20 protein-coding genes are annotated in these 22,132 nt (G+C 45.0%); 12 read left to right on the top strand and 8 right to left on the bottom strand.

Annotated features, from left to right (window positions below):
• The first annotated feature begins 84 nt into the window (after positions 1-84).
• Together DCMF_RS08095 and DCMF_RS08090 are read left to right on the top strand one after the other, a co-directional pair.
• Positions 85-1,263 (top strand): ABC transporter substrate-binding protein, encoded by a 1,179-nt coding sequence (locus DCMF_RS08095; RefSeq protein ID WP_148133961.1) that lies wholly within the window; start codon positions 85-87, stop codon positions 1,261-1,263.
• 330 nt (positions 1,264-1,593) lie between these two features.
• Entirely contained in the window at positions 1,594-1,929 is a 336-nt protein-coding gene (locus tag DCMF_RS08090) for a cupin domain-containing protein (protein WP_148133960.1), read from the top strand.
• A 34-nt stretch (positions 1,930-1,963) separates the two neighbouring features.
• Here the strand turns inward: DCMF_RS08090 and DCMF_RS08085 are convergent, their stop codons facing one another.
• Positions 1,964-3,535: a catalase gene (locus tag DCMF_RS08085; protein ID WP_148133959.1), complete on the bottom strand. Its 1,572-nt coding sequence runs from the start codon at positions 3,533-3,535 to the stop codon at positions 1,964-1,966.
• A gap of 337 nt (positions 3,536-3,872) precedes the next feature.
• Between DCMF_RS08085 and DCMF_RS08080 the strand changes: the two genes are divergently transcribed.
• From DCMF_RS08080 to DCMF_RS08060, 5 genes are all read left to right on the top strand, one after another.
• Entirely contained in the window at positions 3,873-5,126 is a 1,254-nt protein-coding gene (locus DCMF_RS08080; protein WP_148133958.1) for a DNA polymerase Y family protein, read from the top strand.
• Positions 5,127-5,138: 12 nt separating this feature from the next.
• A complete protein-coding gene (locus tag DCMF_RS08075) occupies positions 5,139-5,402 on the top strand; it encodes a hypothetical protein (RefSeq protein ID WP_148133957.1) in 264 nt (87 codons plus the stop codon).
• Positions 5,403-5,540: 138 nt separating this feature from the next.
• The gene (locus DCMF_RS08070; RefSeq protein ID WP_148133956.1) at positions 5,541-7,856 is read left to right on the top strand and encodes a sensor domain-containing diguanylate cyclase; all 2,316 of its coding nucleotides are present in this window, start codon (positions 5,541-5,543) and stop codon (positions 7,854-7,856) included.
• Positions 7,857-7,879: 23 nt separating this feature from the next.
• Positions 7,880-8,668, top strand: a complete 789-nt coding sequence (locus DCMF_RS08065) for a dienelactone hydrolase family protein (protein WP_148133955.1) — start codon at positions 7,880-7,882, stop codon at positions 8,666-8,668.
• Positions 8,669-8,740: 72 nt separating this feature from the next.
• A complete protein-coding gene (locus DCMF_RS08060) occupies positions 8,741-10,027 on the top strand; it encodes an anaerobic sulfatase maturase (protein WP_335582394.1) in 1,287 nt (428 codons plus the stop codon).
• Positions 10,028-10,084: 57 nt separating this feature from the next.
• Here the strand turns inward: DCMF_RS08060 and DCMF_RS08055 are convergent, their stop codons facing one another.
• The 5 genes from DCMF_RS08055 to DCMF_RS08035 all read right to left on the bottom strand — a co-directional run bounded on the left by DCMF_RS08055 (position 10,085) and on the right by DCMF_RS08035 (position 14,068).
• The gene (locus tag DCMF_RS08055; protein ID WP_148133954.1) at positions 10,085-10,993 is read right to left on the bottom strand and encodes a precorrin-6B methylase; all 909 of its coding nucleotides are present in this window, start codon (positions 10,991-10,993) and stop codon (positions 10,085-10,087) included.
• 63 nt (positions 10,994-11,056) lie between these two features.
• Positions 11,057-11,995: a thiamine pyrophosphate-dependent enzyme gene (locus DCMF_RS08050; protein WP_148133953.1), complete on the bottom strand. Its 939-nt coding sequence runs from the start codon at positions 11,993-11,995 to the stop codon at positions 11,057-11,059.
• Positions 11,992-13,182, bottom strand: a complete 1,191-nt coding sequence (porA, locus tag DCMF_RS08045) for a pyruvate ferredoxin oxidoreductase (RefSeq protein WP_148133952.1) — start codon at positions 13,180-13,182, stop codon at positions 11,992-11,994. The genes DCMF_RS08050 and porA overlap by 4 nt, the downstream gene beginning before the upstream one ends.
• Positions 13,179-13,487, bottom strand: coding sequence for a 4Fe-4S binding protein (locus DCMF_RS08040; RefSeq protein WP_148133951.1), 309 nt, complete (start codon positions 13,485-13,487; stop codon positions 13,179-13,181). Before DCMF_RS08040 ends, porA begins: the two co-directional genes overlap by 4 nt.
• Positions 13,484-14,068 (bottom strand): 2-oxoacid:acceptor oxidoreductase family protein, encoded by a 585-nt coding sequence (locus DCMF_RS08035; protein WP_148133950.1) that lies wholly within the window; start codon positions 14,066-14,068, stop codon positions 13,484-13,486. Before DCMF_RS08035 ends, DCMF_RS08040 begins: the two co-directional genes overlap by 4 nt.
• A 582-nt stretch (positions 14,069-14,650) precedes the next feature.
• Between DCMF_RS08035 and DCMF_RS29120 the strand changes: the two genes are divergently transcribed.
• The 5 genes from DCMF_RS29120 (at position 14,651) to DCMF_RS08015 (ending at position 21,428) form a co-directional block, all read left to right on the top strand.
• Complete coding sequence (locus DCMF_RS29120; protein WP_214659186.1) at positions 14,651-14,824, top strand: hypothetical protein; 174 nt, start codon at positions 14,651-14,653, stop codon at positions 14,822-14,824.
• Positions 14,825-15,177: 353 nt separating this feature from the next.
• The gene (locus tag DCMF_RS08030; RefSeq protein WP_214659185.1) at positions 15,178-15,789 is read left to right on the top strand and encodes a copper amine oxidase N-terminal domain-containing protein; all 612 of its coding nucleotides are present in this window, start codon (positions 15,178-15,180) and stop codon (positions 15,787-15,789) included.
• A 419-nt stretch (positions 15,790-16,208) separates the two neighbouring features.
• Positions 16,209-17,495: an IS110 family RNA-guided transposase gene (locus DCMF_RS08025; RefSeq protein ID WP_148133948.1), complete on the top strand. Its 1,287-nt coding sequence runs from the start codon at positions 16,209-16,211 to the stop codon at positions 17,493-17,495.
• A gap of 456 nt (positions 17,496-17,951) precedes the next feature.
• Entirely contained in the window at positions 17,952-19,298 is a 1,347-nt protein-coding gene (locus tag DCMF_RS08020; RefSeq protein ID WP_148133947.1) for a C45 family autoproteolytic acyltransferase/hydolase, read from the top strand.
• A 483-nt stretch (positions 19,299-19,781) separates the two neighbouring features.
• On the top strand, positions 19,782-21,428 hold the full coding sequence (locus tag DCMF_RS08015; RefSeq protein ID WP_148133946.1) for a deoxyguanosinetriphosphate triphosphohydrolase family protein: 1,647 nt from the start codon (positions 19,782-19,784) through the stop codon (positions 21,426-21,428).
• Between the two features lie 105 nt (positions 21,429-21,533).
• Here DCMF_RS08015 and DCMF_RS08010 read toward each other — a convergent pair whose 3' ends face one another.
• The gene (locus DCMF_RS08010) at positions 21,534-21,785 is read right to left on the bottom strand and encodes a hypothetical protein (RefSeq protein WP_148133945.1); all 252 of its coding nucleotides are present in this window, start codon (positions 21,783-21,785) and stop codon (positions 21,534-21,536) included.
• An 85-nt stretch (positions 21,786-21,870) separates the two neighbouring features.
• Entirely contained in the window at positions 21,871-22,077 is a 207-nt protein-coding gene (locus DCMF_RS29625; RefSeq protein WP_257790967.1) for a DUF5652 family protein, read from the bottom strand.
• Positions 22,078-22,132: the final 55 nt, after the last annotated feature.

Raw genomic sequence — 22,132 nt, 5'->3', positions numbered from 1 at the left:
GGGGAAGGGAGGAAATGGGGTTTTCCAATTGAAGGAGCTTATAGATGGAAGGGAAACAAAAATTAGGTGGGGGGAGAAATCAAAATGGCAAAGAGATTTTTAATTTTGATAATGGCCTTGGTGGTAATTTTGTTAGGAGGCTGCGGGGCTCAACAAAGTGATTCGGCATCAACAACGCCGACACAAGAACCAGAGCCCGGTATCACTGACGATACTATCCTGATCGGAGCAAATGCTCCGTTATCCGGTCCCTATGCGGCCTATGGTACGATCATCAAAGACATGGAAGCCTATTATCAAAAAGTGAATGACGAAGGCGGCATAAACGGCCGGAAAATAAAATTTGTTTATTATGATGATGCGTACGATCCTTCCAAAACGGTTGGTGTAATGAAGAAGCTGGTAGAAAATGATAATGTGTTCCTGGTATCGACGTGCGGAGCTTCTTGCAGCATGGCTGTGGCTGATTATCTGGCGGAAAAAAAGGTCCCGGTGGTAGGCACGATTACCGGAAACAGTCAGATCCTAACCTATCCCAATGTGTTTGGCATTCAACCGAATTTTTCAACTGACGCCATGACCATTACCCAATATGCCTTAGAAAATTTTGGGGCAAAAAAGGTTGGGGTGTGGTATCAAAATGACGACTATGGTAAAGAGGCCCTTGGCGCGATACAGGCTGAGTTAAAGAGAAACGGGTTAGAGCCTGCTGTAGAAATACCCTATAGTACTACCGATGTCGATTTCAGCATTCCGGTGATGAAATTTAAGGATGTCAATCCCGATACTATTATCTTAATTTCCAATACAAAAATGTGCGCGGCATTTCTCAAACAATCGGCGGAGTTAGGCTTAAAGACGAAATTTATTACCAATAGCCCAACCGCAGATATATCTGTGAGCAAACTGGCCGGGTCCGCAGCCGAAGGTGTAGTGTTTTCCGCTTTCTTTCCTCTGCTCGACGACGACAGCAACCCCAAGGTGAAAGCGCATAAAGATTTTGTGACTAAATATGTCTCCGATAAAACTCCCAACACCTTTACCCTTTATGGACAGTTGAATGCGGAGTTTGTAGTGGAGGCGCTAAAAAGAGCAGGCAAGGATTTAACCCGTGAAAAGGTCATTACGGCGATTGAGAGCATGAAAAACTGGAACGGAGGCCTGCAGGAGAATGTAAGCTTTGCCCCCGATCAGCATGGCCCCGGAGGAGAATCTTTGTACTTTATTAAGATAGAAAACGGTAAGTTTGTCAGAATCAAATAAAATGCCTTATTTACAGCATCATGATTCTTGACCGTGCAAAGTGCGTTCAGCATGCGTTTATAAATGGTCGCTCTATCTGAGCGGCATGATTTCCCAGGTATTGAATCATTAATAAAACTGTGTGCATCCTGCACATGGTTTTATTTTGGGGCCCGGCCATGGGCGCAGGCCCGGATGTGAAAGCCCCTAGAGGGTTGTTAGCCTGAAACAGTTAGCCAAAGCCAAGGGTGTCCATCAAGTTTATACATTGGTGCAGGTCGTTGATGAAACGAATTGATTGCACTCCCATATAGGTGCACGGGATTTAAACCAAGCAAAGGATGTGAATTTATGCAAAATTATAAAATTGGGAAAGGATCAGAGGACGGGTATATCACAGTCAATGAGGGTATCGAACGAAAAACAATGGTCTATGCGGAGAAAACACTATTAATTGAAATGAGGTTAAAGCAAGGGAAAACAATACCTAAACACAAACATCCACATGAACAAACAGGATATCTAATATCCGGCCATATCGTCATGATCGTGGACGAGGAAAGGAATGAATTGAAAACCGGCGACAGTTATTGCTTTAAAGGAAATGTGGAGCACTCTACGGAGATTCTGGAGGACTCCGTTTTAGTGGAAGTATTTTCGCCGGTCAGGGAAGAATATATTGTGTGATTAGTATTGCAGATCTGTATATATGCCCATTAAGTTACCGCCCTGTATATACAGCAATTTGCGTGGCGACCCGTTGCCCGAGCTCTGCAGAGGCAGAATGCAAATATCCTAGCACAACGCTTTGTGTCTCCTTAGAGACGGCGGCCAGGTCGGCGGCCAGATTATCCACCAGATGATTCTGATCCCGGGACGAAAGAGAGAGATACCGTTGGCCTGCCTGTGAAAAATTATCCGGATTAGGAAGCTCCGATCTAACCAGCTGCCCTTCTATATGTCTGCCCATACCGCTGGTCAATTGATTATTCGGCGACCAGTTTTCCTGATGGTTAACGGGTATACTCCGGAAGTTCTGCCCCAACCGCCGGCGCTGTGAATCCCAGTAAATATTTGCCCGGGCCTGGAGCAGCTTATCGTCGGATAATTCGGCGCCATCAAGTAAATTAGTAGGAGAAAATGCCACTTTTTCAACCTGTTCCATGTAGTTATCCGGGTTGCGGTTGAGTGTAAGGCGGCCAACCGGCAACAGGGGATACTTCTGTTCATCCCAGACCTTGGTACAGTCCAGCGGGTCATAGGGCAGGCTGCTTTCCTGCTGTGGGTCCATCAGTTGCACCCGTAATTCATATTGTACGGGATTGCCAGCTTCAATGGCATCATACAGGTCCTGTCCTGCCACATCAGGGTTGATCCCAGCCAGCCTGGCTGCTTCCTGCCGGTCTATATACTCCTCTCCGGCAAGGGGAATCCAGTGGTATTTAACATAGCGGCGTACGCCCTCGGCATTTCTCCAAACGTAGGTGTTAACGCCAAATCCCCGGATATGGCGGAGACTTTTTATCGTACCTACGTCCGAATAAAGCCAGGTCACAAAATGGGTTGCTTCAGGAGCACGGGCTACGAATCTCCAGAACCGCTCCGGATCGATCAGGTTGTTTACGGGGGAAGGGGCAAGTGATGTAAAAGCTTCCGGGAAGCGAATGCCGTCGCGCACAAAAAGTACCGGTATATGGTTACACAGTAAGTCGAAGATACCCTCCTGCGTGTAAAATTTAGTAGAGAAACCGCGCACATTACGGGATGTGTCAGGAGTCCCCTTGTTGCCTGCTGCCAGAGAGAATCGAACCATCACAGGAACCTGCAGACCGGGAGTCCTTAAAAAGCTAAGTTTTGTGTATTCTCTCATGGCGTGCGTCGTCTGAAAAGTTCCGAATGCGCCGAACCCCTTTACATGAACGGGTCTTTCAAGAATTTTAGTATAAACAAAGGTCTCCAGAGTTTCGTGTAAAACACTGTCCTGCTCCAACAAGGGGCCTCTCTTACCCACGGTCTGCGCGTGCAGGGTATGAAGAGCTCTGTCGTTTGTCCATGAAGGGGATGTGCCCTGGGACTTGTAGTGTTTTCCCGGCACGTTTTCTGGGGACGATTTTTGTATAGGCGCGGAAGGGTTTTGATTTATTAATCCCGAATCATTATTTGTAACTATGCCTTGGCCTGGTATTTGGGGTTCAGAAACAGATTGGTTGGCGGGTATTCCTCTGCTTCCCAATTCTGAGCTTCTCACAGGGCGTTGTGATTCCAATAGAAACCATCCGTTTTTCTGCTCCATTAGATGTTCTCCTTTCGATAGAATCCTGTAACACATATCTTCAGCGGCTTTTTTTCGCACCTTTTATGCTCTGTAAGAAGACACGAAAAGAAGAACCGTTTATCAGTTATCTACAGTATATTTAGCAGATTCCAAAATGAAATATGTCCAACAGCGTTTATACAGGAAGCTGATCTTTATTGTGGGAGGTCAAAGTGAAATGATACTCCCGATTTAATCAAACCGATTTAACAAAAATTACCGCTCTCCGAGACCTAAAAAGGGCTCTTTTTTTCTTGCATTTACCCAAACACATGTTCTATAATATGTCTACAATATCACGATGAGGTGAGGCAACGTGAACGGACAGAGAATAGTGTTTCATATTGATGTCAATAGTGCATACCTTTCCTGGGAGGCTGTTTATAGGCTGCAACATGGGGCCTTGGCGGATCTTCGGGAGATTCCTTCTGTGGTGGGAGGCAATGAAGAAAGCCGGCATGGGATTGTATTGGCTAAGTCGCTGCCGGCGAAAAGATTTCACATTCAGACTGGGGAAACACTATATTCTGCACGGCAGAAATGTCCGGGATTGGTTGTAGTACCCCCTCATTACTGGCTTTATGTAGAATGCAGCAATGCGATGGTCCAGATCCTCCGGGAGTATTCCCCGGAGGTCCAGCGTTTTTCTGTGGATGAATGTTTTTTGGATTATACAAAAATGGATAAACATTTCGGAGACCCGGTAAAAGTGGCCAATGTAATAAAAAACCGGATCCGAGATGAGCTTGGCTTTACCGTAAACATCGGCATATCGGTGAATAAACTTCTCGCCAAAATGGCTGGAGAATTGAAAAAACCTGATATGGTCCATACCCTCTATCCTGATGAGATTCCGGAGAAAATGTGGCCTCTGCCGGTTAAGGAGCTGATCATGGTGGGCCGGGCTACCGCTCCTAAATTACACGCCTTGGGAATACATACCATTGGGGACCTGGCCAAATGCGATGTGCAGCTGCTGGAATCAAAACTGAAAAGTCACGGGCGCTTGATCTGGGAATTTTCAAACGGCATTGAGGGGTCAAGCGTAAGGAATGACCGGCCGGAGATGAAGGGAATAGGGAACAGCACTACAACCCCATTTGATGTTACAGATGAAAAAACTGCCTTCATGTTCATCTTATCCCTTACAGAGACCGTGGCCATGAGGCTGCGTGATGCCGGCCTATGTTGCAGCCTGGTTGCTGTTAGCATCCGAAACAAAGATTTTATCTCTTACGCGAGGCAAAGAAAAATTCATTATGCCACGGACTCAACCGATGAAATATACAGTATTGCCAAGCAACTTTTCAGGGAGATTTGGAGAGATGAGCCGGTCCGACACCTGGGAGTGCGCGTATCAGCATTGTCTCTGGGTAAGAATAGTCAGCTATCCTTTTTTACGCAAAAAGACCCGGTAAAGATGAAGGCACTTGATTCAGCCGTCGATAATATCCGATTAAAACATGGATCCCGGGCAATCACCCGTGCCGCCTTTGCCCATTCCGGAATCTCTGCACGCAGCGGCGGGGTCGGCGAAGAGGATTACCCCATCATGTCCAGCATCTTATAAAGGAGATATTTAATGAAGATAATCAATGTGCCTGTAGAAATGATCGCTTGGTTCACGGATGCCGGAGATGTCAGACCGTTTAGGTTCAGGATCAAAGATGAGCAGCGGGCAAATATAGTGTTCAAAATAGATAGAATTGTTACCAAGTCTGAGGAGAAATTTGCCGGCAACCGCATGATGGTTTTCCGGTGCCAGAGTCTTGTTGCTGGGCAAGAGAAAATATACGAACTGAAGTATGAGATAAGCACCTGTAAGTGGGTTCTATGGAAAATCTAAACCCGTCCGATAGGACGGTTTTTTAATCGAAAGAGAGGAGAAAAATGGATTTTATAGAATAGATAGACAGTGCTGTAAATAAGTTAATTTTTTAACCTTATAGCCGATATTTATCATACTATAAAAAGGAGCCGGCTCATGGAATATCCTATAGTATTCGGCATATTGTTGGTGGCGACCGGCGGCAGTTCTGTCGCGTGCGGGTTGTATGCCATCCAGAACAATATCAGAACACCTATCAACAGGGTATTTCTGGCCTTGGGCTGCGCCATGCTGTTTTGGTGCCTGGGCTTGGCCGTTACCGTCGTTGCGGCAAATGAGGAAATCTGTGCATTGGGACGGCGTCTCGCGCCCATAGGCTGGGGGACAATATGCAGTATGATGCTGCATTTTATTCTGCTGTTGACCAAAAAGAACAATCTGCTGAAAAAATGGTGGATCTATCTGCTTCTCTATCTGCCTTCGGCAGTGACAATTTTCGCATATACGTATCTTCCGCTTATCCATTTAAATCAGGACCATCTGATCCGGAACGAATTGGGCTGGCTCAATATTTCCCAAACGGATGCATGGGATTGGTTCTACTATGGGTATTGTCTCATTTTTATAGTCATCGCAAACATTATCATATACTTATGGGCAAAGAATTCAACCTACCAAAATATCAAAAAACAGGTTAAATTACTGATGGGTTCTTTGCTGACGGCTTCCGTATTGGGAAGCCTGACCGATGTGATGCCGGTATTCCTGAATATCAGAATACCGCAATTTTCACCGGTATTCGTACTTTTTCCCATTGCCGCAATCAGTTATTCCGTGAAGTATCATGGCTTTATGCGTCCTGAAGCTGAAAATCAGAATGAGCTCATCCTTAATGAGTCTGCCTATACAAACGTCTACCGGTACATTAGCTTTATCTTTGCTGCTGGAAGTATTTTTAATTTGATTGTACAATTTTTACTATATAAAGAATTTTCCTCGCCTGCGGTTTTTCTGTTCAGCGGAGCCTTAATTGCCATAACTGCCTTTATTTTCTTGATCAACAGGGCAAAACTGGATGATTCGATGAAAGAAATGCTGCTTGCCGCGGGCCTCTCTTTCATTATTCCGGTGGTCACACTGTGGTTTGTGCACTATGGGGGCATTACGATCTGGGCGTTTATCTTTTTGCTGATCATCATCTGCCTGCTGTTTAACAGACGTACTATATTGATTACTGTGATCGTTTCCTCAATTTTAACGCAACTGCTCACTTGGGCGGCTATGCCATCCGCTCCGCTAAAGGTGGGCGAGGCGGATTATATCGTTCGAATTGGTTTAATCGGGCTTGCTACTATCCTTTCTTTTTACGTAAATAAGGTTTATGTACAAAGACTAAAAGAGAATGCCAATCAGATCAGTATGCAGATGCTGGTATCGGAAACTTCCCACGATTTTGTCTCGGCAAGCGCGCAAAATTTTAACGATAAGGTTTATGGGATGCTTAAGCGGTGCGGCAGCTTTATTAAAAGTGACAGAGCCTATATCGCTTTGTTTGACCCGGATACGAAACACATCCATTATTCCTTCGAGTGGCTGGCGGAAGGCATGTTGCCGCAATCGGATCTTTTTGAAGAACCGGTATCGGATATGCAATCCATGCTGTTAAAGCAATTTGAGTCCCGGAATGTGGTAAAACTGTATGACACAGCGCTGATGCCGCCGGCGGAAAAGCTTAAAAATCAGCTGATCGACCGGGATATTCGTGCGCTGCTTGCCTTGCCCGTTAAAAAACAGGATACCATCATCGGATTTCTGGCTTTCACCGCAGCCCGGCCTTTAATAGCATGGTGTTCAGAGTCTTTCACATATTTGGAAGTAATTACGAATATAATTGCCAATGCCATCATCAAGATTGATGCCGAAAAAGAAATAAATTTTATTGCCTATCATGATCAGCTGACACTTCTGCCCAACCGTATTTTGCTTAAGGACAGGATGGAGAAGGCAATCAGGCGGGCGGAAAGAACTGGAAAGATGATCGCGGTCGCCTTTTTGGACCTTGATTCTTTTAAATCCGTTAACGATACGATGGGGCATGAACTGGGCGATCAGCTTCTATTTGAAGCAGCCCAGAGATTATCCCGGAGTATCCGCAGTGATGATACGATTGCGCGTTTCGGCGGTGATGAGTTTGTCATTTTGTTGAACGGCATAACCCGTAAGAAGGATACCGCAAAAATTATGGACAAAATCATAGATGCGCTTCGCAAGCCAGTCTTGCTGAATGGGCAGAAATTCTTTATCTCGGCCAGTGCGGGTGTTGCCTTGTATCCACAGGACGGCACCGATGCCGAAACGCTGATAAAGAACGCCGATATCGCCATGTACAACGCTAAAACCCACGGCAAAAATCAATATTTATTATGCGCACAGGACATGGAGGATCAAGTGCCGGAAGAGTATAATAGTTAAAAGTCTATGCGAGGAGGATAGTTATGTGGAATCAATTAAGGACTGATGAATATGAAGGGATGCTGGCTGAGACAATCACAATGACGGGACATAATGGAGATCATATACACGCCTATTTTTCCCGACCGCTGGGGAAGGGGCCATTTCCGGGGATCATATTGATCCCTCATATGCCCGGGTGGGACGAGTTCTGCCGGGAGACCTCACGCCGGTTCTCTCAGCATGGGTACCTTACTGTCTGTCCCGACATTTATTGCCGGATTGGACACGGGTCCCCTGAGGAAATAGCGGCAAAAGCCCGCGCTGCGGGGGGCGTTGCCGATGACAGTGTGATGGGAGATTGTGAGGGGGCGTTGGAATACCTGCATTCTTTGCCTTATTCCAACGGCAAAGTAGGCGTAATAGGGATGTGTTCCGGTGGGCGCCATGCTTTTCTCGCGGCATGCAGGATCAGTGGCCTTAATGGGGCCGTTGACTGCTGGGGTGGCCGCGTGGTCGCCGGAAAAGAAGATCTGACGGATGCCCAGCCTGTGGCTCCCATTGACTATACGCAGCAATTGGGTTGTCCTCTGTTAGGGTTGTTTGGAAACGAGGATCGGTCACCTACGCCGGAACAGGTTAACCTCCATGAAGAAGAGCTTAAGAATTATGGGAAGGATTATAAATTCTATCGCTACGATGGCGCGGGGCACGGATTTTGGTATTATCATAACGGCATGTACCGGCCGCAGCAGGCGATGGATGCATGGCAGAAGGTCTTTGAGTTCTTTGGAGAACATCTGCGCAATCAACCGGAAGGACACCCGGAGTAAAGGCAATAAGCAGCATCATTTCGTATAGCTGATGATCCGAAAGACATTCTTGTCCAGAGGAAGTAGGGTAAAATGCAAAGGGAAAACCTCAAGAAGGCTACTATGGCTTCAGAACCATTCGTTGTCATGGCGAAGCCAGTCGGTCCGCTCTGTAACCTGAAATGCAGTTACTGTTATTATTTAGAAACCGAACATTTTTATGAAAGTCCGCATCAATTCCGCATGCCGGACAGTGTGCTTGAACTGTATGTCCGTCAGTACATAGCGGCAAGTCCGGGACCTATCGTGCCGTTTACCTGGCATGGCGGGGAACCAACGCTGGCCGGGCTTGACTTCTACCGGCTGGCAGTGAACCTGCAGAAGCGATACCTTCCGGAAGGATGGAGGTGCTGGAACAATCTTCAGACAAATGGAATTCTTCTTGATGATGCGTGGTGCTCGTTTTTGGCTGACGCCCGCTTTGATGTGGGGCTGAGTATAGACGGCACTGGGTGGCTCCATGACAAATACCGAAAAGACCACAGCGGCAATGGCACTTATGAACGTGCGGTCGCTGCTGTCCGCCGACTGCAAGCCCATGGTATTCAGCCTGATTTGCTGTGCACAGTAACATCCGCAACCGCAAAAGAACCTATCGCCATATACAGGGCGCTTAGAGACCTTAATACAGGATGGGTCCAGTTCATACCCATCGTACGGCGCACAACAGACGGACAGGTGGCAGCGGAGTCTGTGACAGGCGAGGAGTATGGGTATTTTTTGTGTACCGTTTTCGACGAATGGATCCGCCACGATTTGGGGCGGCTGGATATGCAACTGTTCGCCGAAATGGCCCTGGTGTGGTCAGGGGGGACGGCCAGCTTGTGCTGGATGGCCCCGACCTGCGGTCGGGTGCTTATCGTTGAGCATGACGGCGGTGTGTACTCGTGCGATCACTTTGTTACTCCCGACCACCGCATCGGTGACATTGAGACTTCCCCCCTGAGTACGCTGGTTGACGTACCGGTACAGCGCCGCTTCGGTAACGACAAGCGAACCCGCCTTCCTGAGCAATGTCGTTTTTGTGCATGGCTGGAGATATGCAACGGGGGATGCCCTAAAGACCGGTTCGCTTTAGCAGAGAATGGTGAGAGTGGACTTAATTATCTGTGCGGCGGTTTCCGGCAGTTCTTTACTCACGCGGAACAACCATTGAGACAAATTATGCAGCTTAGGAAACGGGGGTTAACTCCTAACGCCATTATGGCCGAACTGCGTGCCGAGTCACTGGCCCGGTGGCGAGGTGTGGGACGGAACGACCCATGTCCCTGCGGCAGTGGCCGCAAGGCAAAGCATTGTTGCTGGTCCAAACGGCCATGAGTAACATGAAGGATATATGATCATGGATGTAATCTTCACGAAGCAGTGACCCGGATATTATCCTTTAACGCTTTTGCCGGAGATCAGCCAAGGAGCGGGAAATGGCTCCACCATCTTTTTGCTGTTGACCCGCGATACCTCTATATGGATGGCTTCCGTGCGCTCCAAGCCGTTTTCCCGAAACAAAGCGGGAAGAGACGTCAGAATTTCGAAGTCCAGCGTGTAGATCACAAAATCCATGGCAGGATTGACGGCCAGCAGACTCTTTATTTCACTGCCAATCCTTGGGGAAGCCACGATAAACGCTATGTCCGGCACCGGCAGATGATCCGGCATGCCATCTTTCAGAGACTCCACGATTGTTACGTTGTTAAGACCGAATTTCTCAACATTTTCTTTCATGGTATTCCGGTCCCTGCGGTCATATTCCACGGCTATGACACTGCCTTCAGAAGCGATCATGGCAGCCTCTACCGCGATGCTCTCACCTGAGATGATACAGATATTATCCTGGTCCCCCAGATTGAGCTTATTCATGATCACAGCCCGGACTTCCCGGCACACATACTGAACGGAGCCGCAGGAGAAACGACTATTCTCAATACCGATCTGATAATTCGTTGCCGCGTTAGGATTCAGAATCAACATAGCTGCAGAGGCATTAATCCCGCGGTTGATCATTTCTGAGAGCTTGTCGTGCTTGATTTCACCGGATGGATCCGAGCCCTCATTATACCAGATGTCGCAGTCCCCCAGTTCCGCATTCCACATGTCGTAGAAGATATCCGGATGTCCGGCGTCCGTAAAGACCAGTACAGCCCGATTGCACATAACGGTCGGAATCAGGTTCTTATTCTTCCCTGTAATGTCCAGCATCTTCAGTTTTGCCAGGTTGATTTCCACGTGCTGTGAAAAATACTGGAGCCAAGATAAAATGACCTCATTCGTAAACATTGTTTGTTCCACAGGAAAAACCTCCTTGTTAACAGGTATCATATCATATTTTTGGAGTTTTTTCCAGCCTTAGGTTTAAGCGCCGGTACGCTCAAGCAAGCGTTCCCATTTTTGATCCACATATGCTTGCGCTTCTTCAATCATCCACTCATTGCCTTTCTGAAACATATGGCGGAATCTACCCTGGGGGCGGAGAAAGTCTTCTACGGGCAGCTTTTTCTTCGGTGTATAGCTCAGATGCCACACTCCCTCCTCTACTTCAAAAAGGGGCCAGACGCAGGTATCCACCGCCAGCTTAGTGATCTCCGAAAGCTTGGCCATGGGGTAGTCCCACCCGCGCGGGCAGGGGGATAATACGTTCAAAAAGCAGGGGCCCTCTGTATAAATGGCCTTATAAGACTTGGTGTGCAGATCCCTGAAATTACCGATAGGAGCAGTCTGAGCTACATAAGGGATATTATGAGCAACCAGAATTTCCGTCAGATCTTTTTTATTCTGTTTCTTACCTTGTTGAACATCACCTATGGGCGTGGTAGTGGTGCGGGCAAAATGAGGCGTTGAAGATGAACGCTGGATTCCGGTATTCATGTAAGCCTCGTTGTCGTAGCAGACGTAGACCATGTTATGACCGCGTTCCATAGCGCCTGACAAGGATTGAAACCCTATATCATAGGTGCCGCCGTCACCTGCAAAAGTAATGAACTTGACGGTTCCTTCCACCTTGCCGCGGCGTTTTAAAGCGTTATATGCCGCTTCTACTCCGGAACAGGTAGCCGCAGAGTTTTCAAAAGCAGAATGAATATAGCTGTCCATATAGGCAGTGTAGGGATACATAAAGGTGGAGACCTCCAGACAACTGGTAGCATTAACCACCACGGCCCGATCCTCTTGATTCAGGGCACGCAGAACCCCTGACACAACAATCCCCGCGCCGCAGCCGGCGCAGAGCCGATGCCCTCCGGTGAGACGTGCCGGCTTTTCTACTTCCCGTTTCAGGTTATATACCGTGTTCATGCTATCTCCTCCTTTGACCTCTGTCCCATATGGGTATATACCGGTCCAATCTCGCCGGTCACCGCAATATCAGCCAGCCGGCGGAATACTTTTTCAATATCCGCGGTCTTTACGTCACGGCCGCCCAGACCATAAACAATATTAATCAGATACGGGCGATCCTTCAGATCATACAAAGCACTGCGGGTCTCGGCAAATAAAGGGCCTCCGTTCGCCGAAAAGCCTTCGGACTTATCCATGACGGCTACGGCCCTGGTGTGGGCCAGAACCCGGGCCAGTTCCTCGCCAGGGAAAGGACGGAATACTCTGATTTTAACAAGCCCTGCCTTTACTCCATTCTCCCGCAGCTGGTCGACAGCTGCTTTGGCAGTTCCGGCACTGGATCCGATGAGGACCAGAGCAAGTTCCGCATCTTCCATCTGATATGCTTCAAACAGGCCATAGCGCCGGCCGGAAATCTTTTCAAACCCTGCGGCTACCTCCAGTATGCGGGCCTTGGCCGCCTTCATGGCCTCGGCCTCCAGGACCTTGTGTTCCATGTAATAGGGACTCACATCGTACGGTCCTACTGCCAGAGGATTTTCTTTTTTCAGCAGATAGTTTTCGGGATTATATTCCCCGATAAACTTGCGTACAGCATCTGTCTCCAGAAGCTCGATATTCTCTACGGCATGACTGGTAATGAAGCCATCCATACAGGTCATCACCGGTAGGCGTACGCTCGGGGCCTCCCCGATAGGCATGGCCATGAGAAAATTATCGTAGGCCTCCTGATTATTTTCCGCATAGATTTGGATCCAACCGGAATCGCGGGCTCCCATAGAGTCTGAGTGGTCGTTGTTGATGTTGATTGGTCCCGAAAGGGCCCGGTTGACGCAGGCCAGTGTAATAGGCAGACGGCATGAAGCCGCCACGTACAAAAGCTCGTACATCAGGGCCAATCCGCAGGATGAAGTAGCGCAGACGGATCTGGCTCCTGCAGCTTCCGACGCAATGCACACGGACATGGAACTGTGCTCAGACTCTACGGTTACGTATTCCGTATTTACCTCGCCGTCGGCCACATATTGGGCGAAGTATTCCGGAATTTCTGTGGAGGGAGTGATGGGGAATGCTCCCATGACATCAGGATTTATCTGTTTTATGGCATAAGCTACAGCCTCGTTGCCGGAAAGACGGTTGCTCATCTGGCCGCACCTCCAGTCACCATTGTAATCGCCTGGAAGGGACACACGTTCTCACAGATGCCGCAGCCTTTGCAGTGCATATAATCAAAGTCCATGCGTTTCCCGTCCTTCACCGGTATAGAGCTGTCCGGACAGTATGGAACACAAAGCATACAGTGTTTACATGCTTCCTCGTGAAAAACGGGTGTGTCGGTCCGCCAAGTACCGGTATTGAAGTCCCGTGCGGTTCCTGGTTCGTAGATCTCCCCGCCGGGGGTCAGATCCTGCCAAGGGGTACGTTCATTGATATCCTTCGCATAAATCATCCTATCTGTACCTCCTCCATGGATTTTTTCAGTGTTGCCATGTTCCCCTCAATAACCTGGGGCTTGGCCGCAAATTTATGTTTAAAGGATTCTTCTATATCCGCTAAAAAGCGCTCGGTTTCCAAAACGCCGCTCACCTTAACCACTGCGGCCAGCATCGGGGTATTTGGTAAGTTTTTGCCCAGATTCTCTTCCGAAATGCGGCGGGCATCTATGGTACAGACTTTTCCGTCCCAACCCTGCAGCCTCTCGCGCATCTCCTGGGGGGAGCTGGCTGTGTTAATGATGATCGCGCCGCCCGCTTTCAATCCTGCGGTAACGTCGACACTGTCCAGCAGACTTTCATCTACTACGACCACATAGTCCGGATCGTAAATGTTGGAATGGATTGTACACCGTTTTTCACTGATACGATTATAGGCCGTAATGGGGGCTCCCATACGTTCGGGTCCATACTCCGGAAATCCCTGCACAAATTTTCCTTCTAAAGCAGCCACATCCGCCAGGAGCAGGCAGGCCATCTTGGCTCCCTGGCCGCCCCGGCCGTGCCAACGAATTTCTACCATTTCATTGGTTGCCATTATTTCTCCTCCAGTCATTATAATTGATAAAATAAAAAGGCTTTCGTCCCCAAAAGGGACGAAAGCCTGAAAGACATTCGCTATACCACCCATTAATACAAGCATACAATCATATGCGTTCCCTGAAACGGGGGAAAACCGTCGAAGCCTACTGGATTACTCGTTCGGTCCGCAGCTCAGGAGTGATTTTCCGGTTCAGACTACTGGTACCGGGATTACACCGTCCCCGGCTCGCTGAAACGTTCGGCTGAAACGTACTCTCTCCGTCTGTGCTTTTGATATCTTAAATTATAAATAAATATACCTACTTAACCATGTTTTGTCAATCATTTTGTCAAATTTTTAAGTTAATTACAAATCAGACTCTATCCAGCCGATTTGTTCTTAAGCGCGTTATTGAATAAGGTGATATTGGTAGCGGTTGTAACTATTGGTCTTTTTAAGATTTTTAAGACTACGGCACATCGATAGAAAGGGAAGTTATCATAATTGACGAATAATATTAAAACACATGATAAATCTATCTTGGAAATTAGTTGGAAAAGAATGGACACGATAAGGTGGAAAGGAAAGTGGTTTTTGATGAGCAGGGCATTTGTAAACGAGAACGACGGCTGGCACCGATGTGTCAAATATATGGAGGATTGCATGATGGCCGACGAACACGGCAATTGCATTCTCGATCATTGCCGTCAGTATCCGGAAAAAGACAAGAAGGAGGTAAACAATCTCCCCCAGGAAAAACAGCAGAATTGATGCGTAATCATGTGAACTAAATATAAATTTTCTCAAAACATCCACGATTTATTTCTGCCCGTAATATAATCAATAAAGTATTAAACAGCTTTAGGTAATGTTATTTGTCTTTGAATGCAATTCATATAGTGGTGGTGGTTTGATTTCTTTTGCTATGATCCGATAAGCGTTACGTCAGAGTACAAGCTCGGGAAGAATGCTGATTTCCCAATAAGAAATGAGTCAGAGAACCGTCCCCTGACTCTTGGTCCCCTGACTCTTGCCTTTGTTGTCGGAAAATGTCGTAATTTTGGGTAAGGATTTTACGGGGTAAGTGTAGAATAATTATAAAAAAATTAACAGGAGGAAAAAATGTGAGAAAAATCAAATTTTTTGGGATTATCATTTGCATACTTTTAACTTTGACTCTTACAGCATTTGCGGCAAGTAATATAAAGATTGTAATTGATGGGAAAGAAGCAGTTTCATCAGTACAACCGATTATGCAAAACGGATCTATTATGGTTCCCTTACGTTTTGTTTCGGACCAGTTAGGACTGGATGTAAAATGGGATGCCAGTACTCAGACAGCTTCTATTAATAGTAATAAAAGTGGAGTAAGCGGATCTGTAATTCTTATATCTAATGGTAGCTCAGAAGATGACGAGGGTAATGCCAATTTAAATGGAGTAAATGTAAAGGCTTGGCAAACTGGAGATCAAATGATTCCTTTCTATGCAAGCTTTGATAATGTTAGTGATGGTGTTCATAATTACAAAATTATTATCAAGGATTCTTCTGGAAATGAACTTTCATCAGAGAAAAATTCCATAGATTTTAAAGTTGAGGATTATTTTGTGCCTTTCTTTTACTATACGGGTTTATTGAATGTTAATTTTCCATGTGAGGGGACTTATTGGCTAGAACTTTACTTTGATGATGAATTTTTAAATAAAACAGCAATTTATGCAGTGACTGAAGAATAAAATATTCTTGCCTTTTAGTTCTATAGATGACATAGACCATTTATTTGACATACTTAAGGGAATCGAACCCTCGTAAACAACTACATAGGGATTTTTTCTGTAAATGGCGGGTGTATTTTCAGACGAGATATACCCGTTTTTTTATGCCCTTTTCCGTTACGATTAATCCTTACAAATCTTTATGAAAACCAGTAATCCATTTGATATTATCATTCAGCAAGAAAAGGCGTCGGATTAAAATTGCTTCGTGATTAACTTTTAAATTCGACTGGGAATATGATAGTAACAAATAGGAATTATAGGAGCATTCCTGTAATAAACAAATTTGAAGTTTGAAAGAACAAGTACCTCACAGTAGAATTGAATTGTGCGAATGCCTGCAAGCAGCACAAATTCAAAAAATACAGGAGGTACCTAAAATGAAGTATAGTCAAAACGAGAAGATTTTGCAAATCACAGAAAAGACATTAATAATCGGTGTGGATGTGGCTAGTGAAACCCACTTTGCCCGAGCATTTGATCAAAGAGGGATCGAACATGGTAAACTGATCAAATTCTCTAATAGTGCAGAAGGTTTTCAAGGATTCGGTGATTGGGTTAAAGAGCTGAAGGAGAAATGCCTTAAGCTGCATGTCATAGTGGGAATGGAGCCAACTGGTCATTATTGGTTTAATCTTGCTCAGCAACTTAAGGATCACAGGATAAAAATTGTCCTGGTGAATCCGTTTCACGTAAAGCGGAGCAAAGAATTAGATGATAACAATCCTACCAAGAATGACCGGAAGGACCCTAAAACAATTGCTATGCTGGTGAAGGATGGCAGGTATATGGAGCCATATATCCCTGAAGGTATTTACAGTGAAATACGGATAGTCATGGAAACGCGTTGGCAGATAGTGAAACAGATGAATACTATTCGCAACAGGGTACAGCGTTGGCTGAGCATATATTTTCCGGAATTCAAAACAGTATTTGGTGATTGGGAAGGGATAGCTGCCTTGATTGTCTTAAAAGAATTTCCGACACCGGTGAAGATCCTAGAAAAAGGTGTGGATGAGATAGTTTCCCGCTGGCGAAGGGACAAAATTCGTGCTGTAGGCAGAAAAAGAGCAATGACTCTGGTGGAGGCAGCAGCAAAAACAATAGGTGTCCATGAAGGAATAACTGCTGGAGAGAACGATCTTAAGATCATCTTGGAAGACTACGAAATGAAAATGAAGCAATATGACTGGACCATTGATCTGGTAGAAGAGCTGGTAAAACAAATCCCGGGTATGAAAGAAATCCTCAAGATAAAAGGCGTAGGTTTAGTGACTGCGGCGGGATTTATTGCTGAAGTTGGAGACATTACGAGATTTGATCACCCAAAACAGATCCAGAAGTTAGCGGGTTTGAGTTTAAAAGAAAACAGTTCCGGTAAACACAAAGGAAAAACAAGCGTTAGCAAGCGAGGGCGAAAACGTTTACGAGCACTTTTGTTCTTGGCGATATTGCCGATAGTAGCCAATAATCAGGAATTTAAAAAACTACACCAATACTATACAACCAGGGTGGATAATCCGTTAAAAAAGAAACAATCGTTAATACTACTGTCATGTAAACTAATACGGATATTTTGGGCACTGTTGAAAAAACAGATAGCTTATGATCCTGAGAAGATGCTGAACGATATCAGGAGACCGGAAACAATGCAGACGGCAGCATAATAAACAGAAGACAAAGACATTGCAAACACGACTTAATAACTTAGACAGGAATTGCACCAGGACTATTGACAGTTACGAGTAAAGATAAAAAACGAAGATTTTAAAGGAACATAGATTTAGTTCATTGACAAAATGAGCCGGTTAGTCAGGTTGAATAAATTCCATAAAGGCAAAGACCTAGCATAGGAGCATGACTGACATCCACCTCGTGGGCAGGCAGTACGAAGGAATTTAGGGCAAAGACCCTGTGAGACATGGGAGGGTTGCCGCCGGAGAGTATGTGGATTCTACTGGCCGTAATACTTGAAAATTGCGCAATTGGGCCAGAATACACATGACCATCCAGAAATGCACATAAATGCATGATTAACCCACGAGAATCATTTTTTTAAAATTAAAAATCTATGGTTTAACGAGATAATCAAAGAAAAACAAAGATAATAGAGGGAGGCTAATATGAAACCGGAAATTGAGAAATTTTTTCACAAACCTCATTGTTATCGGAAACACGGTTGGAGTTATCTTCATATAGAAGGCAGTCCCTATGAGCGTGGTTTTCAGCATGGATACACTTTGGCAAAAGAACTCGCTGTGATCATAGAAACCATGCGGAAGTTTTCTATGTTTTATACCGGAAAAACCTTTGAATTTTTCGCGCAAGCGGCAGCGAAACTATTCGCTCCCCATATCGACAGTGAATTTCAAGAAGAAATCCGGGGAATTTCAGAAGGAACCGCAGCAGCGGGTTTCCATATCCCATCGGATGTGCTCATGGCTTGGAATGGGTTTTTGGAGCTGATGTTTTATTGGTGGCCGAATGCATCGTCTCAGGCAAAAAAGATTCAGAGTAAAAACCGTCAATGTCATTGCAGTGCATTTATTGCCACGGGTAACGCGACTAAAGATCATGGCATCGTCATGGCACACAATACCTGGCTGGATTACGTTTTGGGGCAGTATTTCCACGTTATCCTCGATATCGAGCCTGCCGACGGTTACCGGGTGCTGATGCAGTCTGCCCCGGGATATATCCACAGCTTTACCGATTTCTTTATCACCGGCGCAGGGATTATCGGTACCGAGACCACGATCAAAGGCTTTGAAAATTACCAGGAAGGGGGAGCGCCGGAGTTTTTCCGCGCCCGAAAAGCCATGCAGTATGGACGAGACCTGGACCATTGGGTTGAGATCATGGAGGAACAGAATAACGGCGGATATGCCAATTCCTGGCTGATCGGCGATATCCATTCCAACGAAATCGCCCGTTTTGAGCTGGGTCTCGAGTACAGTGATTATAAAAAAATCAAAGACGGCGTATTTACCGGTTTTAACGCTCCGGAAAGCCCCCAGATCCGGAATCTGGAGTGCTCCTACACAGGATATACAGACGTACGGGATACCGGGGCCAGAAGGATTAGATGGCGCGAGTTGATGGGGAACTGCTACGGGAAAATCGATATCGATACTGCCAAACGCATGATTGCGGACCATTTTGACGTCTATCTGCAGAGGGAAGACCATCCGAGCAGCCGCACTCTGTGCGGGCATACGGATGTGGACCCGTACGAGTTTACCGGTATCACCGGAGGGGAGCCCTACAACTCGGAGGGCTCGGTAGACGGCAAGGTTGTAACAAGCCGTCTGGCCGCAAATTTTTCTTTTTGGGCAAGGTTTGGCAGATCCTGCGGGGAGCCGTTTGATGCAGACGGATATCTGCTGAGACACCCTCAGTGGGACTGGCAGCGAGGATTGCTGATGGATCGCCCAACGCAGCCATGGACTCTTATTGTGCCTAAGAAATAACTCTCCCGGCCTGATAATAAAACGTGCCTGCTGCATAGACGCCATCCTCGACCAGGATTTCATCCCCGGGAAACGCCGCGTCAACGGCGGCTATGGTCCTGGCCATACCGGGTCTCTAGCGCCAAAATAATATATTCGGATAAACACGATGGTTGTGTGCGCCACCATGGAATCAAAAGAACAGCGAAACGATAAAGGAGCAGGCTATTTATTAAATTAAATGTCAGAAAGTACCTGCTTTATTAGATTATATAACTTACAGAAGGGATTCAAATAGGGATTTCTGGAGAGGTACCTTTGGTAACAATGAATATATGTAAATAAATAAGAGCCTCAGGGCTCTTTTCTTTTGTCGTAAACTGTCGGAATTTTGGGTAAGGAGTTTTCCATAAAATGTAGAATCGTTTATGAGCATGCTAAAAAAGTATTAGTTCAGAAAGCTATCTTTAGGCTGTAATAACATTATCAGATGGAGGACTGGAAATGGTAAATCGGGTAAACGATTATCTTTGGGATTATTCAGAATTACGGCCAGATGAAAGACAAATTCGTAGACAGCATGAGATTCCTAAATGTCATGATTTTAGAACAGACTTTTCGAGAGACAGAGACAGAATAATGTTTTCACGAGCTTTTAGAAGACTAGGAGGGAAAACACAAATTTTTTTGGCAAATTACCATGATCACGCTCGTAACCGTTTAACACATTCTCTAGAAGTATCAAAAATTGCGCGAACAATCTGTAAATGTTTCAATTTGGATGTGGATTTAGCTGAAGCAATTGCTCTTGGTCATGATTTGGGGCATCCACCATTTGGACATAGTGGGGAAGAGGCATTAAGTATGATTATGAATGGATGTATCCCTATAAACGGAGTTACCTTATCATTCCCGCACTTGGGATTTAAACACAATTTACAAAGTGTCAGAATAGCAGTCGATCTTGAGCGAAGCCTAAATAGAAACCGAGGACTGAATATAACTAATTTTACCCTATATGGAATTGCGAATCATACTGATTCAATATTTAATAAGTGTCGCATAAAAAAAAGATTTGATGAAAATGGGCAAAAAATTGACAGCCCCGAAGCGGAGAACTTTTGTAAAATTGGAGATAAGTGTTTTAAGGAAGATAAAATACCATATTGGAGAAGTACAAGTTTTTATAAAATATATCGAGATTCTATGAGATTAAAAGATTCTGATAAGAAAAGTTGGTCATTTGAATCATTCATTGTTGCGTTTTCAGATGAGATCGCACAAAGACAACATGATATTGAAGACGCGCTCGAAGTGAAAATTATTACGGTAGATCAAGTAATAGATATTTTGGATAAATGTTTTGCCAATATAATTCGTGATGATCCAATTAATCGAAACAATTTTGACCAGATTATTGAAAATAAGCACAGGAATGATTTAACTTCAGATATCAATAGATTTATATTTAACCTCTATTTATCAGATCTTATTAGAAATGTTTATCAACGATTATCTTCAAAATTTTCAGGGGATAAGTCTGAGTGGGCAGAAATTAAATCACATTTAACAGTCAAAGAGGCCAAATCCTTAATAGCTTACTCTGAAGAATTCAGGGATGCCGATAAAAAGTTTCATGAATTTCTTAGAGATCGTATTGTGCAATCTTCTGAAGTTCAACGGATGGATGGGATTGGTATATACATAATAAAACATCTTTTTGAAGCATATTTAGCAAATCCGCTTCAGCTACCGGATAAAACAATCGTTCAACTATATAAGACATGTAAATTTGATGTTGTCGATAAAATGTATGAGGAAACAAAGGATTCGTATAAAGATAAATACCTATCTAACTACAAGGATCTAATCAAAATACAATATCAAAAGAAATTTGATGAAACTCTGAGTCGAAAAATTGACGATTGGCTATTACCGGACTTTTTTATCCATGATTCAGAATTAATACCAAAGGTCGTCGGCAACCTTCGTAATCTATTAATAACGGATCAAACGGATAATAATTTTAAACCATTTTTAATGCGGACAATCTGTGACTATATATCAGGAATGACTGATTCCTATGCAATCAATGAATTTCATAATCTTTACGGTCACAAGTGTTTACAAATAAAGATGAATATTAAATAGGAAAAGAGCCTCCGGGCTCTTTTTTCTCGAAATAATTTATTTTCCATCTTGTTAATCCGGAGCAAAAAAATAACCCCCGTTCCAGAGGGCTATCACTGAAATAATTTAATTTTGTACTAACTGAGCAACCTTATCCTTCATGTTTGAAATGCGATTCCAAAACCTAGAGACATCTTGCCGGACGGCGTAAAGCTCAGTCTTAATGCTTTTGATGTCTTTTTGCAGTTGCTTTTGCCCTTTTTCAAGTTCTTTTTGGCCGGTTTCCAGCCGGTCTAAACGACCAGTCACCTGCTGGAATTCTTGAGCAATTTCTTTGCGAATCGGATTTAATTCTTCTTGAATTACAGAGCGCAGCAAGGCTTAAGTTCTTGATTGTCTGCTACTGGATGACCTCCTAATACAGATCATAAATGCGACGATCCTGAACCAAGTACCAATGAAACTATTTAATATTGCTATTAAGTTCTGAATACTTTTTGTTTGTGACAGCGATATAGATTATTTCAGGTATACCTACCAAATTAAATATGAGCAGGAAGATATACCAACCTAGGTGTTTTAAGCGTGCTGCTCTCCATAGAGCCCATCCCTTCCATGCGAAGGACCAGGCAATAATCAGAGTGAGCGTCCAGGGGTTCATATTATGCACAAGATTATACACATAATTGTTCAATGTGGTCACCTTCTTTAAAAGTTTTTTTAGT

The sequence above is a fragment of the Candidatus Formimonas warabiya genome, from assembly GCF_002777255.1.
GTDB lineage: Bacteria > Bacillota > Dehalobacteriia > Dehalobacteriales > Dehalobacteriaceae > Formimonas > Formimonas warabiya.
The sequence above is the reverse complement of the archived record's forward strand: the minus strand, read 5'-3'. Positions and strand labels throughout refer to the sequence as shown.